General features: G+C 66.3%; 19 protein-coding genes and 2 other RNA genes. 18 read left to right on the forward strand and 3 right to left on the reverse strand.

Features of this window, described 5'->3' with window-relative positions; all coding sequences use genetic code 11:
• The first annotated feature begins 125 nt into the window (after positions 1-125).
• The 11 genes from RQH86_RS15535 (at position 126) to RQH86_RS15585 (ending at position 9,065) form a co-directional block, all read left to right on the forward strand.
• Positions 126-260 carry a penicillin acylase family protein gene (locus tag RQH86_RS15535; RefSeq protein ID WP_311240046.1) on the forward strand — a complete coding sequence of 45 codons (135 nt, stop codon included), beginning with the start codon at positions 126-128 and terminating at the stop codon, positions 258-260.
• A 97-nt stretch (positions 261-357) separates the two neighbouring features.
• A complete protein-coding gene (locus RQH86_RS15540; RefSeq protein WP_311240047.1) occupies positions 358-1,275 on the forward strand; it encodes an AEC family transporter in 918 nt (305 codons plus the stop codon).
• A 66-nt stretch (positions 1,276-1,341) separates the two neighbouring features.
• The gene (locus RQH86_RS15545) at positions 1,342-2,400 is read left to right on the forward strand and encodes a hypothetical protein (protein WP_311240048.1); all 1,059 of its coding nucleotides are present in this window, start codon (positions 1,342-1,344) and stop codon (positions 2,398-2,400) included.
• Positions 2,401-2,552: 152 nt separating this feature from the next.
• Positions 2,553-3,185 carry a ParA family protein gene (locus RQH86_RS15550; protein WP_055853787.1) on the forward strand — a complete coding sequence of 211 codons (633 nt, stop codon included), beginning with the start codon at positions 2,553-2,555 and terminating at the stop codon, positions 3,183-3,185.
• A 15-nt stretch (positions 3,186-3,200) separates the two neighbouring features.
• A complete protein-coding gene (locus RQH86_RS15555; RefSeq protein ID WP_055853785.1) occupies positions 3,201-3,677 on the forward strand; it encodes a histidine phosphatase family protein in 477 nt (158 codons plus the stop codon).
• 3 nt (positions 3,678-3,680) lie between these two features.
• A complete protein-coding gene (locus RQH86_RS15560; RefSeq protein ID WP_115514961.1) occupies positions 3,681-4,253 on the forward strand; it encodes a YceI family protein in 573 nt (190 codons plus the stop codon).
• On the forward strand, positions 4,250-6,274 hold the full coding sequence (locus RQH86_RS15565) for a phospholipase D family protein (RefSeq protein ID WP_311240049.1): 2,025 nt from the start codon (positions 4,250-4,252) through the stop codon (positions 6,272-6,274). The genes RQH86_RS15560 and RQH86_RS15565 overlap by 4 nt, the downstream gene beginning before the upstream one ends.
• 73 nt (positions 6,275-6,347) lie before the next feature.
• A non-coding RNA gene (locus tag RQH86_RS15570) (sX9 sRNA) lies at positions 6,348-6,421 on the forward strand.
• Positions 6,422-6,665: 244 nt separating this feature from the next.
• Positions 6,666-7,094 carry a hotdog fold thioesterase gene (locus tag RQH86_RS15575; protein WP_115526709.1) on the forward strand — a complete coding sequence of 143 codons (429 nt, stop codon included), beginning with the start codon at positions 6,666-6,668 and terminating at the stop codon, positions 7,092-7,094.
• 21 nt (positions 7,095-7,115) lie between these two features.
• On the forward strand, positions 7,116-8,015 hold the full coding sequence (locus RQH86_RS15580; RefSeq protein ID WP_193552833.1) for a lysophospholipid acyltransferase family protein: 900 nt from the start codon (positions 7,116-7,118) through the stop codon (positions 8,013-8,015).
• A gap of 63 nt (positions 8,016-8,078) precedes the next feature.
• The gene (locus RQH86_RS15585; protein WP_115526710.1) at positions 8,079-9,065 is read left to right on the forward strand and encodes an alpha/beta fold hydrolase; all 987 of its coding nucleotides are present in this window, start codon (positions 8,079-8,081) and stop codon (positions 9,063-9,065) included.
• 3 nt (positions 9,066-9,068) lie between these two features.
• Here the strand turns inward: RQH86_RS15585 and RQH86_RS15590 are convergent.
• Positions 9,069-9,145, reverse strand: a non-coding RNA gene (locus tag RQH86_RS15590) — sX9 sRNA.
• A gap of 133 nt (positions 9,146-9,278) precedes the next feature.
• On the opposite strand from RQH86_RS15590, the gene RQH86_RS15595 reads away from it, so the two are divergent.
• From RQH86_RS15595 to RQH86_RS15610, 4 genes are all read left to right on the forward strand, one after another.
• The gene (locus RQH86_RS15595) at positions 9,279-9,497 is read left to right on the forward strand and encodes a hypothetical protein (RefSeq protein ID WP_311240050.1); all 219 of its coding nucleotides are present in this window, start codon (positions 9,279-9,281) and stop codon (positions 9,495-9,497) included.
• A 167-nt stretch (positions 9,498-9,664) separates the two neighbouring features.
• A complete protein-coding gene (locus tag RQH86_RS15600; protein WP_311240051.1) occupies positions 9,665-11,737 on the forward strand; it encodes a tetratricopeptide repeat protein in 2,073 nt (690 codons plus the stop codon).
• A gap of 936 nt (positions 11,738-12,673) precedes the next feature.
• Positions 12,674-13,285, forward strand: a complete 612-nt coding sequence (locus RQH86_RS15605; RefSeq protein ID WP_055853760.1) for a YbhB/YbcL family Raf kinase inhibitor-like protein — start codon at positions 12,674-12,676, stop codon at positions 13,283-13,285.
• A gap of 20 nt (positions 13,286-13,305) precedes the next feature.
• A complete protein-coding gene (locus RQH86_RS15610) occupies positions 13,306-13,539 on the forward strand; it encodes a hypothetical protein (protein WP_311240678.1) in 234 nt (77 codons plus the stop codon).
• 307 nt (positions 13,540-13,846) lie between these two features.
• Here RQH86_RS15610 and RQH86_RS15615 read toward each other — a convergent pair whose 3' ends face one another.
• Entirely contained in the window at positions 13,847-14,662 is an 816-nt protein-coding gene (locus tag RQH86_RS15615; protein ID WP_311240679.1) for an META and DUF4377 domain-containing protein, read from the reverse strand.
• 248 nt (positions 14,663-14,910) lie between these two features.
• Positions 14,911-15,705: an undecaprenyl-diphosphate phosphatase gene (locus tag RQH86_RS15620; protein WP_311240680.1), complete on the reverse strand. Its 795-nt coding sequence runs from the start codon at positions 15,703-15,705 to the stop codon at positions 14,911-14,913.
• A 224-nt stretch (positions 15,706-15,929) separates the two neighbouring features.
• On the opposite strand from RQH86_RS15620, the gene glnA reads away from it, so the two are divergent.
• The 3 genes from glnA to RQH86_RS15635 all read left to right on the forward strand — a co-directional run bounded on the left by glnA (position 15,930) and on the right by RQH86_RS15635 (position 19,417).
• Positions 15,930-17,339, forward strand: a complete 1,410-nt coding sequence (gene glnA / locus RQH86_RS15625) for a type I glutamate--ammonia ligase (protein WP_055853753.1) — start codon at positions 15,930-15,932, stop codon at positions 17,337-17,339.
• A gap of 274 nt (positions 17,340-17,613) precedes the next feature.
• Positions 17,614-17,952, forward strand: coding sequence for a P-II family nitrogen regulator (locus RQH86_RS15630; RefSeq protein ID WP_002808480.1), 339 nt, complete (start codon positions 17,614-17,616; stop codon positions 17,950-17,952).
• A 22-nt stretch (positions 17,953-17,974) separates the two neighbouring features.
• Positions 17,975-19,417 carry an ammonium transporter gene (locus tag RQH86_RS15635; protein WP_311240681.1) on the forward strand — a complete coding sequence of 481 codons (1,443 nt, stop codon included), beginning with the start codon at positions 17,975-17,977 and terminating at the stop codon, positions 19,415-19,417.
• Positions 19,418-19,757 lie beyond the last annotated feature (340 nt).

The raw sequence follows: 19,757 nt of genomic DNA on the forward strand, positions 1-19,757 counted from the left end.
GCCGATTGCGGGACCGTTGGCGGCATGGATACCGCCATCGAGCCCGCAGCGATGGGTTCACGGCTTGTCCCGCGAGCGGCGAGGGCACCGCGCCCTCGACAGACTGGCTTCGGGATAGGCAAACGATGGAAGTCTCGCTGCGCACCGATGGCGACGCGTTCTTCGTGCAGGGATTCGATGGCGCGCGCGACCGCTTGTTCCGGCTCGATCTGTTGCGCCGTAAAGGGCCTGGCCATCTGGCCGACGCGTTCCTCGCCTGAGCGCGACGCCACGCTAGCCCTCCTTCACTCCTCCCCCAATGCCTGGACCCGGCGCTGTGCGATTCTGTGCATCGCTCTCCAACAGACACGATCAGCCATGGCGGTGGATGCATTTGCGTTGATCCTGGCGATGCTGGGGCTTGGCCTGGTGTTCGCGCGGCTCAAGGTGCTGCCGGACAACAGCGCCGACGTGCTCAACCGCATCGTGTTGTACATCTGTCTGCCAGCCTCGGTGCTGACCTACGTGCCGCGCCTGCACCTGGACGCCTCGCTCGCTGGGGTGATCGCCACACCATGGCTGCTGACCGCGATCATCGTGCCGCTGCTGTGGGGCTGCAGCCGCGTGTTGCGCTTCGGCCGTGCCGAGTACGCCGCGCTGCTGATGTGCGTGGTGTTCACCAACTCCAGCTTCATCGGGTTTCCGATGGTGCGCGCGCTGCTGGGCGACCAGGCCCTGCCGTACGCGGTGGTGTACGACCAGTTCGGCACCTTCGTGCTGCTGTCCACCTTCGGCCTGTACGTGCTGGCGCGCTACAGCGGCGATACGCCGCCCACCGCAAAAATCATACTGACCCGTGTCCTCAAGTTCCCGCCGTTGTGGGCGCTGCTGTTTGCGCTGACGCTGATGCCCGCGCAGCCGCCGGCCTGGATCGGCGCCGGCCTCAAGAGCCTGGCCGATGCAATGTTGCCGCTGGTGATGCTCGCGGTGGGCTTTTCGCTGCAGTTGCGTCTGCCCGCCGACGAACTCAAGCCACTCGCGGTGGGGCTGATCTTCAAGCTGGCGGTGATGCCGATCCTGGCGCTGCCGCTGTCCTGGGCGCTCGGCCTGCGCGGACTGATGCTGCAGACCAACGTGCTCGAATCGGCCATGCCCACCATGATCACCGCCGCCGCGCTGGCCATCTCCCATCGGCTGGCCCCCAGACTGGCAGCCGCCATGGTCGGCTACAGCATCCTGCTCTCGCTGCTGACCTTGCCGGCCTGGTCCTGGTTGCTGGTGCGCCTGGTGGCTTGATACGCCCTCAGCCGCATGAAATGCTGTCCCGCGGCATGGTGCCGCGCTCACACGGAAGGCAAGCACATGCAGGGATATCGTCAGATCGCAGTTGCGCTGCTGTGCCTTGGCACCAGCCTGTCGGCCTCTGCGGCAACAGCGCCTGCCATGCCCGACCCCGCCAATGCACCCGAGGTGCAGCAGTGGGCGCAGCAAGTTGGCCAGGCCATGCAGGCGCGGCTGCAGACCCTGGCCGCCAGCCAACAGCCGCGTCAGCGTTATGTTGCAGGCCTGCTATGGCTCAGCGATGACGCGCAGGCTGATGCGCAGTCCGCCACCACCGGCTATGCGCCAGCCCAGCGGGCAGTGCTGCAAGGAGCGCTGGATGCACGGCCCCGCGATCTGCTGGTCGCGCGCGTAGAGGCCAACGGCTGCCCGGCGGAGCTGCGCTGCGACCCAGCCGGCGCAGTGGATTTTCTGGAACAGGCCGATGCCGGCAACGCCGATGCGCCGCTGCGGGCCTTCAGCGCCGCGCAGCGACGTGGCGATCGGCTCGCCGCCGAATCCGCCTGGCAGGCCGCCGCACGTGCAGACCATTTCGACAGCGGCGCCGTTGCGCTGGGGCAGGCCTTGCACGCCGCCTATGCCGGGATGCAATGGCCACAATTGCAATCGGTGCAGCTGCGCGCGCAACTGCAGGCACAAGATCTGCCGTCCACTGGTGCGGAGATGGCGATGGGCTACGTGATGGGCGCCTGGGCGGCGCACGTGATTCCCTCGCTGGCCGAGGTCACGCGCCGATGCACCCCGCCCATCGCCGCACCTGCATTGCGCGATGAGTGCATGGCCATCCTCGGCAACCTGGGCAACGACGACGCAATGCTGGTAACGGCGTTGATCGGCTCCGAGCGCATGGCAGACCTGAGCACCGGCCGCGATGCTGCGTATTGGCACGCGCGGGTACGTGAGTTGCGGTGGTTGCAGCAGCATCAACAGCGCCGCACGCCCAGTTTTGCCACGGCCGCTGCTGAGGTCGAGATCACGTTGACGCAAGGTGAAGTCCCCTCATTGCGTGCGTCCTTGCAACGCAGCGGCATTGCCGCTTTGCCTCCGGCGGACTGGCATCCCGTCGCCGCAATTCGCTGAGGCACAAGGTGCGCCGCAAACGTGCGCGGCTGAACCGTGCGCCGATGCTGCACTGCGATGACAAACGCACGCATCGCGTTTAACGCGTTTCGACTACTTCCTCACCTTGCCGCGGTGTACGCTGCCGGCTTGCTCCCGGAAGCGAGGCGTGCATGAAGACAGTCCTGGTGGCCGCTTCCAAAGGCGGCGTCGGCAAGACCACGATCGCCACCAACCTGGCCGCATATGCGGCCCTGCAGGGCCAGCGCACCGTGCTGGCAGATGCCGATCCGCAAGGCTCGTCCACGCGCTGGGCGCAGCGACGCGCCAGCCTCGAAAGTGCGGTGCTGCCGATCGACGCCACCAAGCGCCGTAACTGGCAGGCGGCGGTCCCCGATGGCACCGACCAGCTGATCATCGACGCGCCGGCCGGTGCGATGGCCGACGACCTGAGCGGGTTCCTGGACCACGTCGACGCCATCGTGGTGCCGGTGCTGTCCTCGGCACTGGACATCGAAGCGGTGGTGGGCTTTCTCAACACGCTGGCCAAGGTGCCGCGCGTGCACCAGCGCAAGCTCCCCGTCGGCCTGGTGCTCAACCGCGCCCGACCCTGGACCCAGACCTCGCAGCAGGCCGCCGAGATGATCGGGACTTGGCCATATCCGCTGGTGACCCAATTGCGCGACACCCAGGCCTACGTGGTCATGGCCGGGCTGGGGCGCAGCTTGTTCGATTACCGCTCGGCGCAGGTGCGCGACCATCAACAGGACTGGGAGCCGCTGTTGAAGTGGCTCAAGAAGTCCTAGAACCGGAAAGTTCCTATGCGCGAATTGATCTTGTTGCGACACGCCCATGCAGAGCCGGCCGATACCGGCCAGGCCGATTTCGACCGCCCGCTGTCCCCGCACGGCATCGCCGAAGCGGAGTCTGCCGGGCGCTGGCTGCGCGAACAGCGGCTGGTCCCCGACCGCGTGCTGTGCTCGCCGGCCCGGCGCTCCCGCGAGACGCTGGAGGCGGTGCTCGAGCTCACCGGCTATATCGAACAACGGCTGGACGAACGCATCTACGAGGCCACTCCCGGCACCCTGGCCAGCCTGGTGGACGAACACCGCGAGGCCGAGCGCCTGCTGCTGGTCGGCCACAACCCGGGCCTGGAGCGGCTGGCCGCGCTGATGCATAGCGGGCAGACCGGCGACTACCGCGGCATGCCGACCGCCTCGATCGTCTTGCTGGCCCTGCCACTGGACGCCACCATCGAGCCGGGGATCGCCCGTTTGACCGCCTTCTGGTGGCCTTGATCTGTGTCATCGTCGCTGCGCTGGTTTGCCTGGCTCGCGCTCTGGGTCACGTTTCCCTGCCTTGCACAGCAGAAAGTGCACGCCATCGACCCGGCGCAATCGCGCTTCGGGTTCGAGATCAAAACCCGCTTCGGCATGAAGATGGAGGGGTTTTTCCCGCGGTTTCGCGGTGAGCTGGTGGAGTTGCCAGATCGGCGCATGCAGGTGCGCTTCCGGCTGGATGCTACCCAGGTGGAGATTCCGGGCAAGGACCGCTACACCAGCTGGATGCGGGGCGAGGATTTCTTCGACGTGGCGCGCTACCCGGTGGTGGAATTCGAGTCGCTGCCGTATGCCGAAGAGGTGGTCAGGGGAGGGGGCGACATCACCGGCAACCTGACCATCCGCGGAATCACCCACATCGAGACCCTGCATGTGGCACCGGCTGAATGCGCGCGGCCGGGCTATGATTGCGACGTGATCAGTCGAGGTACGGTCCTGCGTGGACGTTACGGAATGAATGCGTGGCAGATGGCCCTGGGCGACAGGGTGACGTTCATTCTGCGTGGGCGGTTGCAGGAGGCGCGGCGCCCGTGAGGTTCCTGTTGAGGGTCCTCGTGCTGGCAACCCTGTTGCTCGGCACCGGATGCGCCGGCCTGTCGCAAGTCGAACGCAATCGTGCCGCTGGCGTTGCCGCTACGGCACGCAGCACCGTGGTGAGCTGCACCCAGGCCAATCACTGCGCCCAGCCCTCGCCGCTGCGCACCCTGGGTGGCGACGCCATCACTGCCTCCACGCCGGCCGCGCCGCGGCATTACGCCACCATCGTCGACCACGGCGAAGAATCGCTGGTGGCGCGGCTCAACCTGATTCGCAGCGCAACCCGCACTATCGACCTGCAGACTTACATTTTCGACAAGGACGACAGTGCGCGCATGATTCTGGACGCGCTGACCGATGCGGCGCAGCGTGGGGTCAAGGTCCGCATATTGATCGATCAGCTGTCGGCAATCGCCGACCTGCAGATTCTCGGGGCGCTCGCCAGCACCCACGAAAACCTGCAGCTGCGCATCTACAACCCCACCTTCGGCAAGGTCAAACTCAACTACTTCGATTACGCCGGTAGCGTGGTGTGCTGTTTCCGGCGCTTCAACCAGCGCATGCACAACAAGTTGCTGGTGGTGGACGACGTACTCGGGGTGGTCGGCGGGCGCAATTACCAGGACGACTATTACGACTGGGACAGCGAATACAACTTCCGCGACCGCGATGTGATTCTGGCCGGCCCGGAGGTACGCGCGATGGCGGCCAACTTCGATGCATTCTGGCGCGCGCGGCGCAGCGTCCCGGCCGAGCGCCTGAACGATGTGGGCAAGCTGCTGCTGGAACAGGGCGCACCGCAGATGCCGCCCGCACAATTCCGCCGCCCGGATCGGGTGGCGAGGGTGGACCAGGAAGCGCGCGATCCGCAGTTCGTGCGCGATGCCTTCGTCACCCCGGCGATGTCGGTGCAGCGCGTGCTCTACGTGGCCGATCTGCCGCAAAAGCATCGCAAGGAACATGCCTCCAAAGCAGTGTCGACGGCACCGGAGCTGGATAGCCTGATCGCCGGCGCACAGCAGGAAGTGCTGCTGCAAACGCCGTATCTGGTGTTGTCCGACGAGGCCCAGGCGATCTTCCGGGAGCTGCGCAAACGCCCGCAGCCGCCGCGTATCGTGGTGTCGACCAATAGCCTGGCGGCCACCGACAACCCCATCGTGTATGCGCTGTCGTACAAGTTCAAACGCCGCAACATGCGCGAGCTGGGCTTCAATCTGTACGAGTTCAAGCCGTTTCCGCTGGATGCGCCGGTGGATTACGCCAACCTGGTGCCGGACCCGCTCAATCCTGCCTCCGACATCAACGAAGACAGCCGCGACAATCGCCTGATCGGCGGCAGTGCGGCCGGCAATGCGGTGCGTGGCAGCAGCGGTGCAGATACCCGCAGTACTGGCGGCGGCGTGATTCGTGGCAGCAGCGGCAGCAGTGGCGCCGGCCGTACGCCCGGCGGCAGCGAAGTCGATCGCCGTGTGCTGCGCACCGAAACCCGGCCCTCGTTTCTGGGAACGCGTGCGGTCAACAAACCGCTGCCGGTGACCCGCGCCGGTGCGCGCATGGGGCTGCACGCCAAATCGCTGGTGGTGGATCGCCGCATCGGCGTGATCGGCACGCACAACTTCGATCCGCGCAGCGAAAACTACAACACCGAAGCGGCGGTGGTGATCGACGATCCGCGCTTTGCGCAGGCGCTGGCGGCCAGCATCGAGCGCGATATGAACCCGGAAAACGCCTGGACGGTGGCTCCGCGCGAAAAGCCGCCGGTGTTGAGCGGATTGAACTACAGCGTGGGCAAGGTCTCCGAAGCCTTGCCGGTGCTTGACTTCTGGCCGTGGCGCTACGCGACCAATTACGAGTTCCAGCCCGGCCCGGGCTGCCCGTTCCCGCTTAAGCGGCAGGACCCGCAGTTCCGGCAGTGCTATGTGGCAGTGGGCGATTTCCCCGAGGTCAACGTCGGCCCCAAATGGTTGCTGGTACGCATGCTGACCGCATTCGGTGCCGGCCTGGTGCCGATTCTTTGATCGACAGCTAAGAACAGCCAACAGAACGACTGTGCTCACCGCCAGGTGGGCGCGGCCTGCGCTCGGTGTGGGCATGTACCACGCGTACACTCCGGCTCCGAGCGCGCCGTCCACGCCTTGATGACTGCTCGCTTCGGTTTGTCAGCCGCTCCAAGGCGGCAATGGTTCGACGGCGGCAAGCGGCGCGCTGTCGGCATGGCGTCGGACCACGCTGGCAGCCGCGCCGCGCGACTCGTCCCGCCACTCCGGGGCAAGCAGCGACACCGACGATTGCAGTAGCCTTGAATCCACCAGACAGCGGCAGGCGTTGCACCAGTCGCAATCTCGCAGAATGCTGTTGCGATTCCCGATTCCCGATTCCCGATTCCCCCCAAATCCCAAATCCCAGCCCATGACCTTCCGCGCCCCCGTCGATCTTGCTGTCCTTAACGCCTCCAGCCGAAATACTCTGATCGAACATCTGGGCATCGTATTCACCGAGGCCGGTGACGATTGGCTGCGCGCCACCATGCCGGTGGACGCGCGCACCAAGCAGCCGTTTGGCCTGCTGCATGGCGGCGCCTCGGTGGTGCTGGCCGAAACCCTGGGCAGCAGTGCCGGCAATCTGTGCGTGGAGATGACCACCCAGATGTGCGTGGGGCTGGAGATCAACGCCAACCATCTGCGCGCCTCCACCGAGGGCCTGGTCACCGGTACCGCACGCGCGGTGCATGTGGGGCGCAGCACCCATGTCTGGGACATCGTCATCGAAAATCCGGCCGGCAAGCGCGTCTGCGTCTCGCGCCTGACCCTGGCCGTGGTGGCGCGCACCAGTGGCTGAGCACGCCTGGCAGCTGCATGGGTGGAACAGCGCCATCCGCTGCCGGCACTGCGCCGCGGCCGAGCTGCTGTCACAATAGTCGTGCCTTCTTCCCCCGTTACCGGTCCCGTTCGTCGAATGAGCGAGTCATCCCTGGACGCCACGCGCGACGCTGGCGGCCCGCTGCGTTGGTTCCGGTACCTGTACCGGGTGCCGCTGCTGCTGTTGCATCTGTCTGTTTTCCTGCCGATCACCATGCTGTGCGTGGTGACGCCGCCGCTGGCGCGCATCCGTACCGGCGCTGAGGACACCCTGGACGAGCTGATGATCCGCTGGTGGCAGGGCAACCTGATGCGCATTTTCGGTTTTCGTCTGCGTCGTTTCGGCACGCCGCTGTCGGGCGCCACCCTGTTCGTGGCCAACCACGTCAGCTGGGTCGACATCTCCATGCTGCACAGCCAACGCGTGATGGGCTTTGTGGCCAAGCGCGAAATCGCCGGCTGGCCGCTGGTGGGCTGGCTGGCGGCCAAGGGCCAGACCATCTTCCATCAACGCGGCAACACCGAATCGTTGGGCGGGGTGCTGCTGGAAATGCTGCAGCGTTTGCGCAGCGGCAAGCCGGTCGGCGTGTTTCCGGAAGGGCGCACCCGCGGCGGTACCGAAGTGGGCCCGTTCCACGCGCGCATCTTCCAGGCGGCGGTGGAAGCCGGCGTGCCGGTGCAGCCGGTAGCGCTGCGCTACGGCACGCGTGGCGCTGCGCAGGCGGTGGTGGCGTTTGGCGAGCGCGAAAGTTTCTTCGCCAACATCGTGCGCCTGCTCGGCGAGCCGTCGCGCCTGGCTGAAATCCATTTCCTGGAGCCGATCGGCGCGTTCGATATCGAAGGACGTCGCCGCCTGGCCGACACCTCGCGTCAACGCATCATCGCCGCGATGGAGTCCTGAGCCGGCGATGCGCGCGCTCATCCACCCTGCGGCCAGCGCTTTCGTGCCTGGCCCGATGAGCGCATGAACGCCTCCGACTTTCAGCCGCCGCGCTGGCTGCGCAATCCGCATGTGCAATCGGTGCTGGCCAGCAGCGGCTTGCGCCGGTTGCGCAGCCGCCAGTTGCTGAGCGCCAGCGGCGCGGTCACCAGCGAACATATTCTCGACGGCGGCGACGGCGTACGGCTGCAGGGCTGGATGAGCGTACCGCCCGGCGATACGCCGGTGCGTGGCACCGTGCTGTTGCTGCACGGCTGGGAAGGCAGCGCCGATTCCAACTACATGCGGCTGACCGCCGCGCGCCTGCTCGGCCTGGGCTACCAGGTATTCCGGCTGAATTTTCGCGATCACGGCGGCACCCACCATCTCAATGTGGACCTGTTCCACTCCGATCGCATCGACGAGGTGGTCAACGCGGCCGGCGATCTGTGGCGGCGATTTCCCGCGCCGCAGCTGCTGGCGGCGGGGTATTCGCTGGGCGGCAACTTCGCGTTGCGGCTAGCGTTGCGGGCACCGGCAGCGGGCCTGCCGCTGGCGCGTGTGGCCGCGGTGTGTCCGTTGCTGGACCCGGCCGCCACCATGACCCAGCTGGAAAAAGGCCCGCAGTTCTACGACTGGTACTTCCGCCGCAAATGGCGCGAATCGCTGCTGCGCAAGCGCAAGCTGTTTCCGGACCAGCACGGCTACGACGACGCCACCCTGGCGTTGGACATGCGCGAGCTGATGGCCTGGCTGGCGGTGCAGCACACCGGCCACGGCTCGCTGGAAGCGTATTTCGACAGCTATTCGATCGCCGGCGAGCGCCTGGCCGGCCTGCAGGTGCCCTCGGACATCCTGATGGCCGAAGACGACCCGGTGATTCCGTTCGAGGACTTCGCCGGCTGGCAATTGCCGCCGCACGCGCACCTGGAAATCGCGCGCTGGGGCGGGCATTGCGGCTTTCTGGAAAACGCCCGCGGCGACGGCTTTGCCGAACGCTGGGTGGCCGAGCGGCTGGCCGCCGCTCTTTAGGGCGGCTAACAAACCGTAGCCAGCAGTCGTTAGGTGGCTGCGGACGGCGCGCTCAGAACCGGCGTGTATGCGTGGTCCGTGCCGCACTGTGCGCCGGGCGCGCCCGCCTGGCGGCCGCCTAGGAGTTTTGTTGGCTACTCTTAAGTCATGTTGAAAAGACATCCGTCTCTCGATGCCCTGGTCGCGGTTTTATCAGCGGTTACAGGCGGTCTGATGGCCTACTTCAGCTCGATCAGGCTCTACGCGTCTCTGCAGACCGGCGAGATCCTGTTCCGTCCACGACTAGGGCCGGCCTCCGTTGGTCCCCAAGCTGCGATCTGGTACACGGGGCATCTGGTCCTTGGGATGCTCTGCGTGGCCGACGGCGCAAGCGTGCTGCGCCGGATGTCGGCACGCGTCTCAACGCCCGACCCGGACGATCAATCGCTCTGAGAACCGCAATGGCGCTGGGTGCAGGGCCTTGCACAGGCGTTGAACTTCCACTTGAACGCCGGGCAGTCACAACGCGGGCGTGGCGATAGGTCGCAGCGTCCGTCGCACACCAAGCCGCCGCAGCGCGCATCGTTACAATAGCGGTTTGTCCGGGACACGCCGCCGCCATGCAAGACGCCATTCTTCAAGCCCTGCGCCGCAATGCGGCCGACGATGCGGTGGCGCTGGCCCGCGAGTGGGCGACCACCGCGCCCGATAACGCTGCCGCGCACCGCTGGCTCGGGTTGTCCTTGCAACAGCAAGGCCAACCGGCGCTGGCGCTGACCAGCATCGAAACCGCGCTGACGCTGACCCCGGAAGACGCCGATCTGCACCTGCTGCACGCCGGGCTGCTGCTGGCCACGCGCAACCTGTCGGCGGCCGATGCCGCGTTGTCGCGCAGCACCGCATTGGACCCCAACCAGTTCAACGCCTATGTGATGCAGGCGCACCTGGCGGTGGGGCGCGGCGATCTGGACGACGCCGAGCGACTGAGCCGTACCGCCGCACGCCTGGCGCCGGACCACCCGCAGCTGCTGGCGGTCGATGGCGTGGTGGAGATGCGTCGCGGCCAGAGCGACCGCGCGCTGTCGCTGCTGACCCGCGCCGCCGAGCAGCTGCCGGACGACCCACGGGTGATGTTCGCGCTGGGCTTTGCGTATCTGCAGAAGGAACATTTTGCGTTTGCCGAGCGCGCGTTCGAGCGCGTGGTGGAGCTCAATCCGCCGGGCACCGCGCTGCGCGCCTTCATCGCCCAGCTGGCCCAGCGCCAGGGCCGCCTGGACGATGCGCTGACCGCGATGCAGGGCGTGCTGGCCCAGCCCGATGGCGATATCCCGGCGATGCGCCGGCTGGCCGGCGAGATGGAATTGCAGGCCGGTCGCCCCGATCAGGCGGCCGCGCATCTGCGCCTGGCGCTGGCCCACTGGCCGGCCGACCGCCGCACCTTGCATGCCTTGCTCACCGCCTGGGAGCGTCTGGGCGCGGTGGACGATGCGCGCGACACCCTGGATGCGGCACTGGCCACCTCCAGCAATGCGCACGATCTATGGCTGGCGCGGCTGGCGGTGGAGCCGGTCGGCGGGCCGCAGGCGCAGGCGGTGATCGAGCGCTGGCTGCTGGGCATGCCCGAGCACCTCCCCGCGCTGGAAGCGTTGATGCGCGTGCACGACATGCAGGGCCACGCCGAGGACGCGGAAATGGTGGCGCGGCAGATCGTGGCGGTGGAGCCGGGCCGCATCAGCGGCGAACAGCGCATCGTCGAAGCGCTGCTGGAGCGCGACCCGCCGGCGGCGATCGCCTGTGTCGAATCCTTGATCGAGTCGTTGCCCGCAGCGCAGCAGACCGTGCTGCGGCCGTGGTTGGGTAATGTGCAGGACCGCGCCGGCCAGCCCGACGCCGCGTTGGCCACCTGGATGCAGTTCCATCGCGAACAGGCCCAGCACCGCCTGCCGTTGCCGCCGCAGGCTGCCAAACAGCCGATGCAGTGGCCGGCGCTGGGAAGCATTCCCGACACCGTTACCGCGCGTCCGCTGTTTGTCTGGGGCACCCCGGGCTCGCATGTCGAACGCCTGATCGCGGTAATGGACGCCGCCACCCCGCTCGTGCGCGGCGACCGTTACGGCGCCACGCCACCGTCCGATGCGTTGCAGAGCTACCGCAGCGTCGAGCAGTTGGCATCCGGCGAACTGGCGCCAATGGCCTTGGTGGAAGGCTGGAAAGCGCAGCTGCTGCGCCGCGGCATCGACGATGGCAATGTCATCGACTGGCTGCTGTGGTGGGACAACACCCTGCTCACCGCGCTACGCCCGCATCTGCCGGAGGGGCGCCTGGCAATCGCGCTGCGCGACCCGCGCGACATGCTGCTGGACTGGCTCTCGGCCGGCGCATCCGCGCCGCTGGCCGTGCAGTCGCCGCAGCAGGCCACCGACTGGTTGTTGGCGGCGCTGGAACAGCTGGCCGTGCTGCACGAACGCGATCTGTACCCGCACCGGATCATCCGCCTGGATGGCATCGAAAGCGACCCGCAGGGCATTTCCACCGCGCTGGAGCAGGCGTTTGGGCTGAACTTCCCGCTGGTCGAACCGCGCGGCCCGGCACGCCTGGCGTCCGGTCGCTGGCGCAGTTATCGCGGCGTACTCGGCGCCCAGTTCGACCTGCTCACGTTGATCGCAGTGCGCTTCGGGTATCCGCAGGACTGACGCACCGCCTGCCGCTTACATCTCCCAGCCGCAGTGCTGTCGTAGGAGCGGACCCGGCCGCGATGAGGCGTTACCGATACCGGTGAAGCCTGTCGCGGCCAGGTCCGCTCCTACGGATGTCGGATGTCGCGGTGCGCGTGGATGGCGCGCTATGGATAACGATGGCAGCGATCCGCGCTGTAGCGGTGACAGTAGCGCTGACACAGGTACGGCTGGTGTGGTGCTAGTCGCGGCCGCGCCGCTCGCCATGGCATCGACGGAAGATCTTGAGCACTGACCAGCACACCGCCTGCCGCTTACATCTCCCAGCCATAGTGCTGTCGTAGGAGCGGACCCGGCCGCGATGAGGCGTTACCGATACCGGTGAAGCCCATCGCGGCCAGGTCCGCTCCTACGGATGTCCGGATGTCGCAGAGCGCGTGGACGGCGGGCTACAGATAAAGCGGGCTATGGATAACGATGGCAGCGATCCGCGCTTTAGCAGTGATATAGGGAAGCTTGGTGTGGTGCTCGCCGCGGCCGCGCCGCTCGCCATGGCATCGACGGAAGATCTTGAGCACTGACCAGCACACCGCCTGCCGCTTACATCTCGCAGGCGCAGTACTGTCGTAGGAGCGGCCCTGGCCGCGACGAGGCGTTACCGATACCGGTGAAGCCTGTCGCGGCCAGGTCCGCTCCTACGGATGTTCGGATGGCACAGAGCGCGTGGACGGCGTGCTACAGATCACGCGCGCGCGATCAACGATGCATGCGATCCGCGGCAGTGGAGTGACATGCGGGTGGCCGGCAGTGCTAGCCCAGGCCGCACGACTCGCTGCACGGTCAATTGTCCCGCAACGCATGCACCCAACCACGCCACACAAGGTTCCATCGCGACCGCTTCCGCTGCCGTGCCAATCCAGGCAGGCTGAGGGCTTCGATCCACGGAGACTTTGCATGCGTCTGACCAGCAACAGCATCGAAAACGGTAAGCCCATCGCGGTGGAATTTGCCGCCGGCACACCGGACGGCTTCGCGCCCAACCGCAACCCGCACCTGGCCTGGAGCGATGTTCCGCCAGGGACGCGTTCGTTCGCGCTGCTGTGTCTGGACCCGGATGTGCCGACGGTGCCGGAAACGGTGGGGCGCGAGGATGTGCAGATCCCGGTCGAGCAGCCTCGCGCCGATTTCGTGCATTGGGCGATGGCCGATATTCCCGCCGACGTGCACGAGATCGCGGCAGGCAGCTGCAGCGACGGCTTTGTGGCCAAGGGTAAGCAGCAGCCGGCCGGCCCGGCTGGCGCACGCCAGGGCCTGAACTCCTATACCCAATGGTTTGCCGGCAACCCCGACATGGCCGGCGACTATCTGGGCTATGACGGCCCGTATCCGCCGTTCAACGACCTGCGCCTGCACCGCTATTTCTTCCGCGTGTTCGCGCTGGATGTGGCCACGCTCAGCCTGCCCGCCACCTTCACTGCAGCCGATGTGCTGTCGGCCATCCAGGGTCACGTCCTGGCCGAAGCGGCGCTGCACGGCACTTACACGCTGAACCCGTCGCTGCGCTGAGCGCAGATCGACACGACCGCATGGCCGCCAGGCTGCGCGGTCATGGCGGTACCGACGATCAAGAAAGCTGCAAGCGCCGCATCCGCACGTTGTGTCCGGGCGATCCGGCCGACGTGCGGCTGCTCAAGGCAAGCATGGAAGCGCGCAAAGATCGACTTCCGTCTAGCAGAGCGCTCCCGAAAGAGGTGCGTAGACGCCCGTCAAGCGCAACAACTGCGCGCATTGATCTGATGCATGCGTTGACTGGCGGCTGATCATCATCCTGGACGGAATCCGATCCCCACACGCGCGTGGTACGCGCGGATGTGCTCAACCCGTAAGTTCTTCGCGGCGAGCCGGGGTGCCGACGACCTGGTCTTGATGCCGTGCGACGCGGAAGCCAAAAAGCGAATCCGGCATAGCGTCTGCACCAGGCGACGATGACCGGGCCGCTGCTGTGACGGCACCCAGCTAGCCAACCGTCACTCGCGTTGCAGCGCAGAGCGCGTCAACGCTGCCGATGCGCCAATCACATCACCAATCGTGCAACGCGCGACGATTCCCGATTCCCGATTCCCAGCGCTAGCCGCTCGCCTCAATCATCTGATCCAGCACATACACCGGTGCACCGTCCGTCCCGGCCGCAGCCGGATAGCGGGTGACGCGCAGCAGGGTGCGGATGCCGGCTTCGTGTTCGAAGCCTTCGATCGTGCCGTCGAAGGTTTGCCAGGACGCGGTCGCAGGCTGTCCATCGGCGCGCTCGCGCAGCTGCAGGCAGGCGCGCGACGGGTCGGAGGCGCATGGCACCGTATCGGCCGCCACTTCGATCAACAGCGTCTGCCCGGGCCCGCCGTAGCGGGTATCTGCCGTGGGCGCGCCGGCGAACAACAGGCGGGTGCCGTCGCTGCGGGTCAGGGTCAGCCGTGGTGCGGCTTGCGCCGTGTCCAGCGCCACCGCAAAACGGCCGGACAACAGCTCGCTGGCAGCGCGTTCCTGCGTCATCTTTTGCGGCTGCGCGCACAGACGTTTGCTCGATACCACCCGGCCGATCTGCAGCTGCGCCGCGGCCACGCTGTAAGTAGCGCTCAGCGCGTTGCAGGTCTGGCTGACCTGGATGCGTTGATCGCCGAAATCCAGCTGCAGCGGCGCGCTACCGGCCACAAACAGGCTGCGCAGGGCGGTGCCGTGCGCATCGCTGGCCTGCTGCAGCTGCCAGTGTTGTGCCTGCAGGGCGGCCCGTAACGGCGCGTTGTCGCTGACGGGGGTTGTCGCTGCGGTCGAAGCCGCAGTCGCGCCCGATCCGGAACCGTCGGCGCCGGGCACAGCGGGGGTCGCGCCCGAGCCGCAGGCCGTCACGCCTGCCGCCAGCAGGGCTGGGGCAAAGAACACGGCACGCATCGGCGGCTCCCGGTGGTCAAGGCCTCAGTGATACCGCCAGCGTGCGGCCAGGGCAATGACCGGCGTCACTGCCCGGCAACGTGCCGCCGATGCGCGTCTGCACAAACGCGCCGTCAGTTGCCTTGACGAGTGATCGCCGCCCGCCGCCGGCAGGGCGGCTTGGACGGGGCGCCAGCGACAACTGCTGCCGACCGCCGGTGGCAGGCCGGTAACAATCGGCGACGGGCAGGGCCTGCGCGCTTGTCGGCTCAGGCCGCGGCCGGCAACCACAACAGCAGGGCCGCGCCGAGCACGATGCGGTACACCGCAAACACCGTGAAGCGATGCTTCTTGATGTAGCCCAGCAGCCACTTCACCACCACAAAACCGGTGATGGTCGCTGCCACGAAGGCCACTGACACGTCGGTCCAGTTCTCGCTGCCGAACCCGCCTTCCTTGTACATCTCCAGCAAGGCGTAACCGCTGGCCGCGAACATGGTCGGGATGCCGACCATGAACACGAAATCCGCTGCCGCCGAGCGCTTGCTCAGGCCCAGCAACATGGCCAGGAAGATCGCCGAGGCCGAGCGCGAGGTGCCGGGGAACACGCCGGCCACCACCTGCGCCAGGCCCACGGCGATGGCGACTTTCCAGGTCACCACGTCGCGTTCCGGCAACTTGCCGGCAAAGTGCTCGGCCACCAGCATCCACAGGCCGCCGATCAGCAGCGCCCAAGCCACCGGATGCACGGTTTCCGGCAACTGCCAACCGGCCTTGCGTACGATCAACCCGACCACGGCAGTGACCATGAAGGCCACGCCGATCTTGAGCACATAGTCGCGGTTGGCACGCTCGCCCAGCCCGGTGGCCAGGCTCCACAGCTTCTGCCGCAACGCCAGGCAGATGGCCAGGATCGCGCCGGCCTGGATGACGATATTGAAAAAGTCAGAACGGCGTCCGAGCCATTGTTCGGCGATCAACAGGTGGCCGGTGCTGGAGATCGGCAGAAATTCGGTCAAGCCTTCGAGAATGCCCAAGAGCAGGGCGGAAATCAGATCGGACATCGGACGGGAGGGGAGGATTGGGGGAGGCGTCAGGATAGTGCATTGCGACATGCACCATATCGGTGCACCATCAATGCAGATAGCACCAATAAGGTGCTATCGCGTGTGTAGCGGTCTCAAGTGATGCAAGCAAAATCAACGACTTGTGAACGTCGGTGGTTTGGCATGGTCCCTGCTGTAGTACCGCCCACGATCCACTTCACTCCAATCCGAGGTTTCTTCCGATGTCCGTGGAAAACGTTGAAAAGCTGATCAAGGACAACAAGGTCGAGTTTGTCGACCTGCGCTTCGTCGATATGCGTGGTGTACAGCAGCACATCACCTTTCCGGCCAACATCATCGAGCCGGCGTTGTTCGAAGAAGGCAAGATGTTCGATGGCAGCTCGATCGCGGGTTGGAAGGGCATCAACGAGTCGGACATGGTGTTGCTGCCCGACGCCGGCACCGCGTATCTGGATCCGTTCTTCGCCGATCCGACCATCGTGCTGACCTGCGACATCCTCGATCCGGCCACCATGCAGAGCTATGAGCGCGACCCGCGCGGCATCGCAAAGCGCGCCGAGGCCTACCTGAAGTCCTCCGGCACCGCCGACCAGGCCTTCTTCGGCCCTGAGCCGGAATTCTTCATCTTCGATTCGGTCCGCTTCGCCAACGACATGGGCCACACCTTCTTCCAGGTGGGTTCCGAAGAGGCCGCCTGGAACACCGGCGCCAAGTACGACGGCGGCAACAGCGGCTATCGTCCGGGCGTGAAGGGTGGCTACTTCCCGGTACCGCCGACTGACACCCTGCACGACCTGCGCGCGGAAATGATCAAGACGCTGGAACAGGTCGGTATCGAAACCGAAGTGCACCATCACGAAGTGGCCACCGCCGGCCAGTGCGAGATCGGCACCAAGTTCAGCTCGCTGGTGCAAAAGGCCGACGAACTGCTGACGATGAAGTACATCATCAAAAACGTCGCCTACCGCAACGGCAAGACCGCCACCTTCATGCCCAAGCCGATCGTCGGCGACAACGGCTCCGGCATGCACGTGCACCAGTCGCTGACCAAGGGCGGCACCAACCTGTTCGCCGGCGACGGCTACGGCGGCCTGTCGCAGATGGCGCTGTGGTACATCGGCGGCATCTTCAAGCACGCCCGTGCGATCAATGCATTCGCCAACTCCGGCACCAACAGCTACAAGCGTCTCGTACCGGGTTACGAAGCGCCGGTGATGCTGGCCTATTCGGCGCGGAACCGCTCGGCCTCGTGCCGCATTCCGTGGGTCACCAACCCCAAGGCGCGCCGTATCGAAATGCGCTTCCCCGATCCGTTGCAGTCCGGCTACCTGACCTTTACCGCGCTGATGATGGCCGGCCTGGACGGCATCAAGAACCAGATCGACCCGGGCGCTCCGAGCGATAAGGATCTGTACGACCTGCCGCCGGAAGAAGAGAAGCTGATCCCGCAGGTCTGCTCCAGCCTGGACCAGGCACTGGAAGCGCTGGACAAGGATCGCGAGTTCCTCAAGGCCGGTGGCGTGATGAGCGACGACTTCATCGACGGCTACATCGCGCTGAAGATGCAGGAAGTCACCAAGTTCCGTGCGGCAACGCATCCGCTGGAATACCAGCTGTACTACGGCAACTGAGTTCCACCGCGGTGATGGCGGAGGCCCCCCCTCCCACCTCCGCCATCGCCGCACATGTTCGATGGCTCCCTGGCACCGCCATGGAGTCGAGGGGTACGAGAGAGCACACAGTTCGCGGCGCGCGGGCCTGACCTCTCCCACGAGGCGGATGCATGGCATCCGTCGGGGTCTGCGCGATCCGCGAACGATTGGATGCCGGGGTTGGCATCCAGGTGACTGACACCGCCGGGCGGCGCAATGCCGGCCGGTTCCTTCCACCTTTCGGGGTATGCGCATGAAATTGATCACCGCCATCATCCGGCCGTTCAAGCTCGACGAGGTCCGCGAGGCCCTGTCCGCCGCTGGCGTGTCGGGTATCACCGTCACCGAGGTCAAGGGCTTCGGGCGTCAGAAAGGCCACACCGAGCTGTATCGCGGCGCCGAGTACGTCGTGGACTTTTTGCCCAAGATCAAGATCGAGACGGTGGTGACCGACGATCGGCTGGACGCTGTGGTCGAGGCGATCCAGAACGCGGCCGGCACCGGCAAGATCGGCGACGGCAAGATCTTTGTGACTGCGATCGAGCAAGTGGTGCGGATCCGCACCGGCGAAATCGGCGCCGATGCGCTCTGAGTCCCCCACCTCTGGAGGTCGTATGAAGACAGCTCTTTTTGCCGGGTGGAAAGCCCGGTTCTACAGCGTGTGCATGCTGATGCTGTTCAGCGCGCTGGTGGTGAGCGGCATGGGCAGCGCCCAGGCGCAATCCACCCCGCAGGTCACCCCGTTGCCGACCGAACCGGTCACCACCGAACCGCTGCCGTCTGCGCAGCCGGCCGCCGCGCCGGCCGCTGCCGCCGAAGTCGCGCCGGTGGTCGACAAGGGCGACGTCGCCTGGATGCTGACCTCCACGCTGCTGGTGTTGCTGATGGTGGTGCCGGGCCTGGCGTTGTTCTACGGCGGCATGGTGCGCGCCAAGAACGTGTTGTCGGTGCTGATCCAGGTCGCAACGGTGTTCTCGCTGCTGACCATCCTGTGGGTGCTCTACGGCTACAGCCTGGCGTTTTCCGGCGAAGGCCCGTGGATCGGCAATCTGGACAAGGCGCTGCTCAAGGGCGTGACCATCGAGAGCCTGTCGGCCACCTTCACCAAGGGTGTGAGCCTGCCGGAATACGTGTTTATCGGGTTCCAGGCGACCTTTGCCGGCATCACCGGCGCGCTGATCGTCGGCGCCTTTGCCGAACGCGCCAAGTTCGCTGCGGTGCTGCTGTTCTCGGTGATCTGGTTCACCTTCGGCTATCTGCCGCTGGCGCACATGGTCTGGGCGACCGGTGGCTATCTGTTCGGGCTGGGCGCGCTGGATTTTGCCGGCGGCACCGTGGTGCACATCAATGCCGGTATCGCCGGTCTGGTGGGTGCCTACTTCGTCGGCAAGCGCGCCGGGTTGGGGCGTGAGGCGATCAAGCCGCACAACGTGACCCTGACCTTCGTCGGCGCCTCGCTACTGTGGGTGGGCTGGTTCGGCTTCAATGCCGGCTCCAACCTGGAAGCCAATGCCGGTGCGGCGCTGGCCTTCCTCAACACCTTGCTGGCCACCGCGGCCGCCATCCTGGGCTGGTCGCTCACCGAGAAGATCATCAAGGGCAAATCGTCCGCCCTGGGTGTGGCCTCGGGCATGGTCGCCGGTTTGGTCGGCATCACCCCGGCCTGCGGCACCGTGGGTCCGTTCGGCGCCATCGTGATCGGCCTGGCGGCCGGCGTGCTGTGCGTGTGGGGCGTCACCGGTCTGAAGCGCCTGCTGGGTGCCGACGACAGCCTGGACGTATTCGGCGTACATGGCCTGGGCGGCATCATCGGCGCCATCCTGACCGGCGTGTTCTCGGCGGCCTCGCTGGGCGGCCAGAAGGGCGGCGATTACGACATGCTGCATCAGGTCGGTATCCAGGCCCTGGGCGTGGGCATCACCGTGGTGTGGATCGGCGTGGTGTCGGTGGTCGGATTCCTGGTCGCCAAGCTGGTCTTCGGCCTGCGTGTCACCGAAGAAGCCGAGCGCGAGGGGCTGGACATCACCTCGCACGGCGAAGCCGCATACGAGTCCTGAGCATGCACACCCGCGGCGAGATCTCCGCGGGTGGCGCAACGACCCGGCCGGCGCTGCCCGCGCCGGGTCGGTTTCTACCGCGGCCGCTGCCGGCGCGGATCCATTGCCGAGGTGCCTGCATGACCAGCCTCACGCCCGTCACTGTCGGCGCGGATGCGCGCCTGGTCGGTGCATTCCACTGCTACCCGGCCTCAGATGCTTCGATGCAGGCTGCATTCGGCGCGCCATTCGCGCACGCCGATGCTGTTTGCACTAAATTGGTGCAATGCGGATGACGACCTCCACACCGTCGCTCGACAGCCTGGGCACCCCGGTGGCCTGGGCCGACCGCGACGGCCGC

Source organism: Xanthomonas sp. WCS2018Noco2-27, assembly GCF_031843525.1.
In the GTDB taxonomy this organism is placed as follows: Bacteria; Pseudomonadota; Gammaproteobacteria; order Xanthomonadales; family Xanthomonadaceae; genus Xanthomonas.

Coding starts and splice junctions, on each gene's coding strand:
- RQH86_RS15535 (WP_311240046.1), top strand. CDS start 126: ATGGAAGTCTCGCTGCGCACCGATGGCGACGCGTTCTTCGTGCAGGGA.
- RQH86_RS15540 (WP_311240047.1), top strand. CDS start 358: ATGGCGGTGGATGCATTTGCGTTGATCCTGGCGATGCTGGGGCTTGGC.
- RQH86_RS15545 (WP_311240048.1), top strand. CDS start 1,342: ATGCAGGGATATCGTCAGATCGCAGTTGCGCTGCTGTGCCTTGGCACC.
- RQH86_RS15550 (WP_055853787.1), top strand. CDS start 2,553: ATGAAGACAGTCCTGGTGGCCGCTTCCAAAGGCGGCGTCGGCAAGACC.
- RQH86_RS15555 (WP_055853785.1), top strand. CDS start 3,201: ATGCGCGAATTGATCTTGTTGCGACACGCCCATGCAGAGCCGGCCGAT.
- RQH86_RS15575 (WP_115526709.1), top strand. CDS start 6,666: ATGACCTTCCGCGCCCCCGTCGATCTTGCTGTCCTTAACGCCTCCAGC.
- RQH86_RS15585 (WP_115526710.1), top strand. CDS start 8,079: ATGAACGCCTCCGACTTTCAGCCGCCGCGCTGGCTGCGCAATCCGCAT.
- RQH86_RS15595 (WP_311240050.1), top strand. CDS start 9,279: ATGGCCTACTTCAGCTCGATCAGGCTCTACGCGTCTCTGCAGACCGGC.
- RQH86_RS15600 (WP_311240051.1), top strand. CDS start 9,665: ATGCAAGACGCCATTCTTCAAGCCCTGCGCCGCAATGCGGCCGACGAT.
- RQH86_RS15605 (WP_055853760.1), top strand. CDS start 12,674: ATGCGTCTGACCAGCAACAGCATCGAAAACGGTAAGCCCATCGCGGTG.
- RQH86_RS15610 (WP_311240678.1), top strand. CDS start 13,306: ATGGCCGCCAGGCTGCGCGGTCATGGCGGTACCGACGATCAAGAAAGC.
- RQH86_RS15615 (WP_311240679.1), bottom strand. CDS start 14,662: ATGCGTGCCGTGTTCTTTGCCCCAGCCCTGCTGGCGGCAGGCGTGACG.
- RQH86_RS15620 (WP_311240680.1), bottom strand. CDS start 15,705: ATGTCCGATCTGATTTCCGCCCTGCTCTTGGGCATTCTCGAAGGCTTG.
- glnA (WP_055853753.1), top strand. CDS start 15,930: ATGTCCGTGGAAAACGTTGAAAAGCTGATCAAGGACAACAAGGTCGAG.
- RQH86_RS15630 (WP_002808480.1), top strand. CDS start 17,614: ATGAAATTGATCACCGCCATCATCCGGCCGTTCAAGCTCGACGAGGTC.
- RQH86_RS15635 (WP_311240681.1), top strand. CDS start 17,975: ATGAAGACAGCTCTTTTTGCCGGGTGGAAAGCCCGGTTCTACAGCGTG.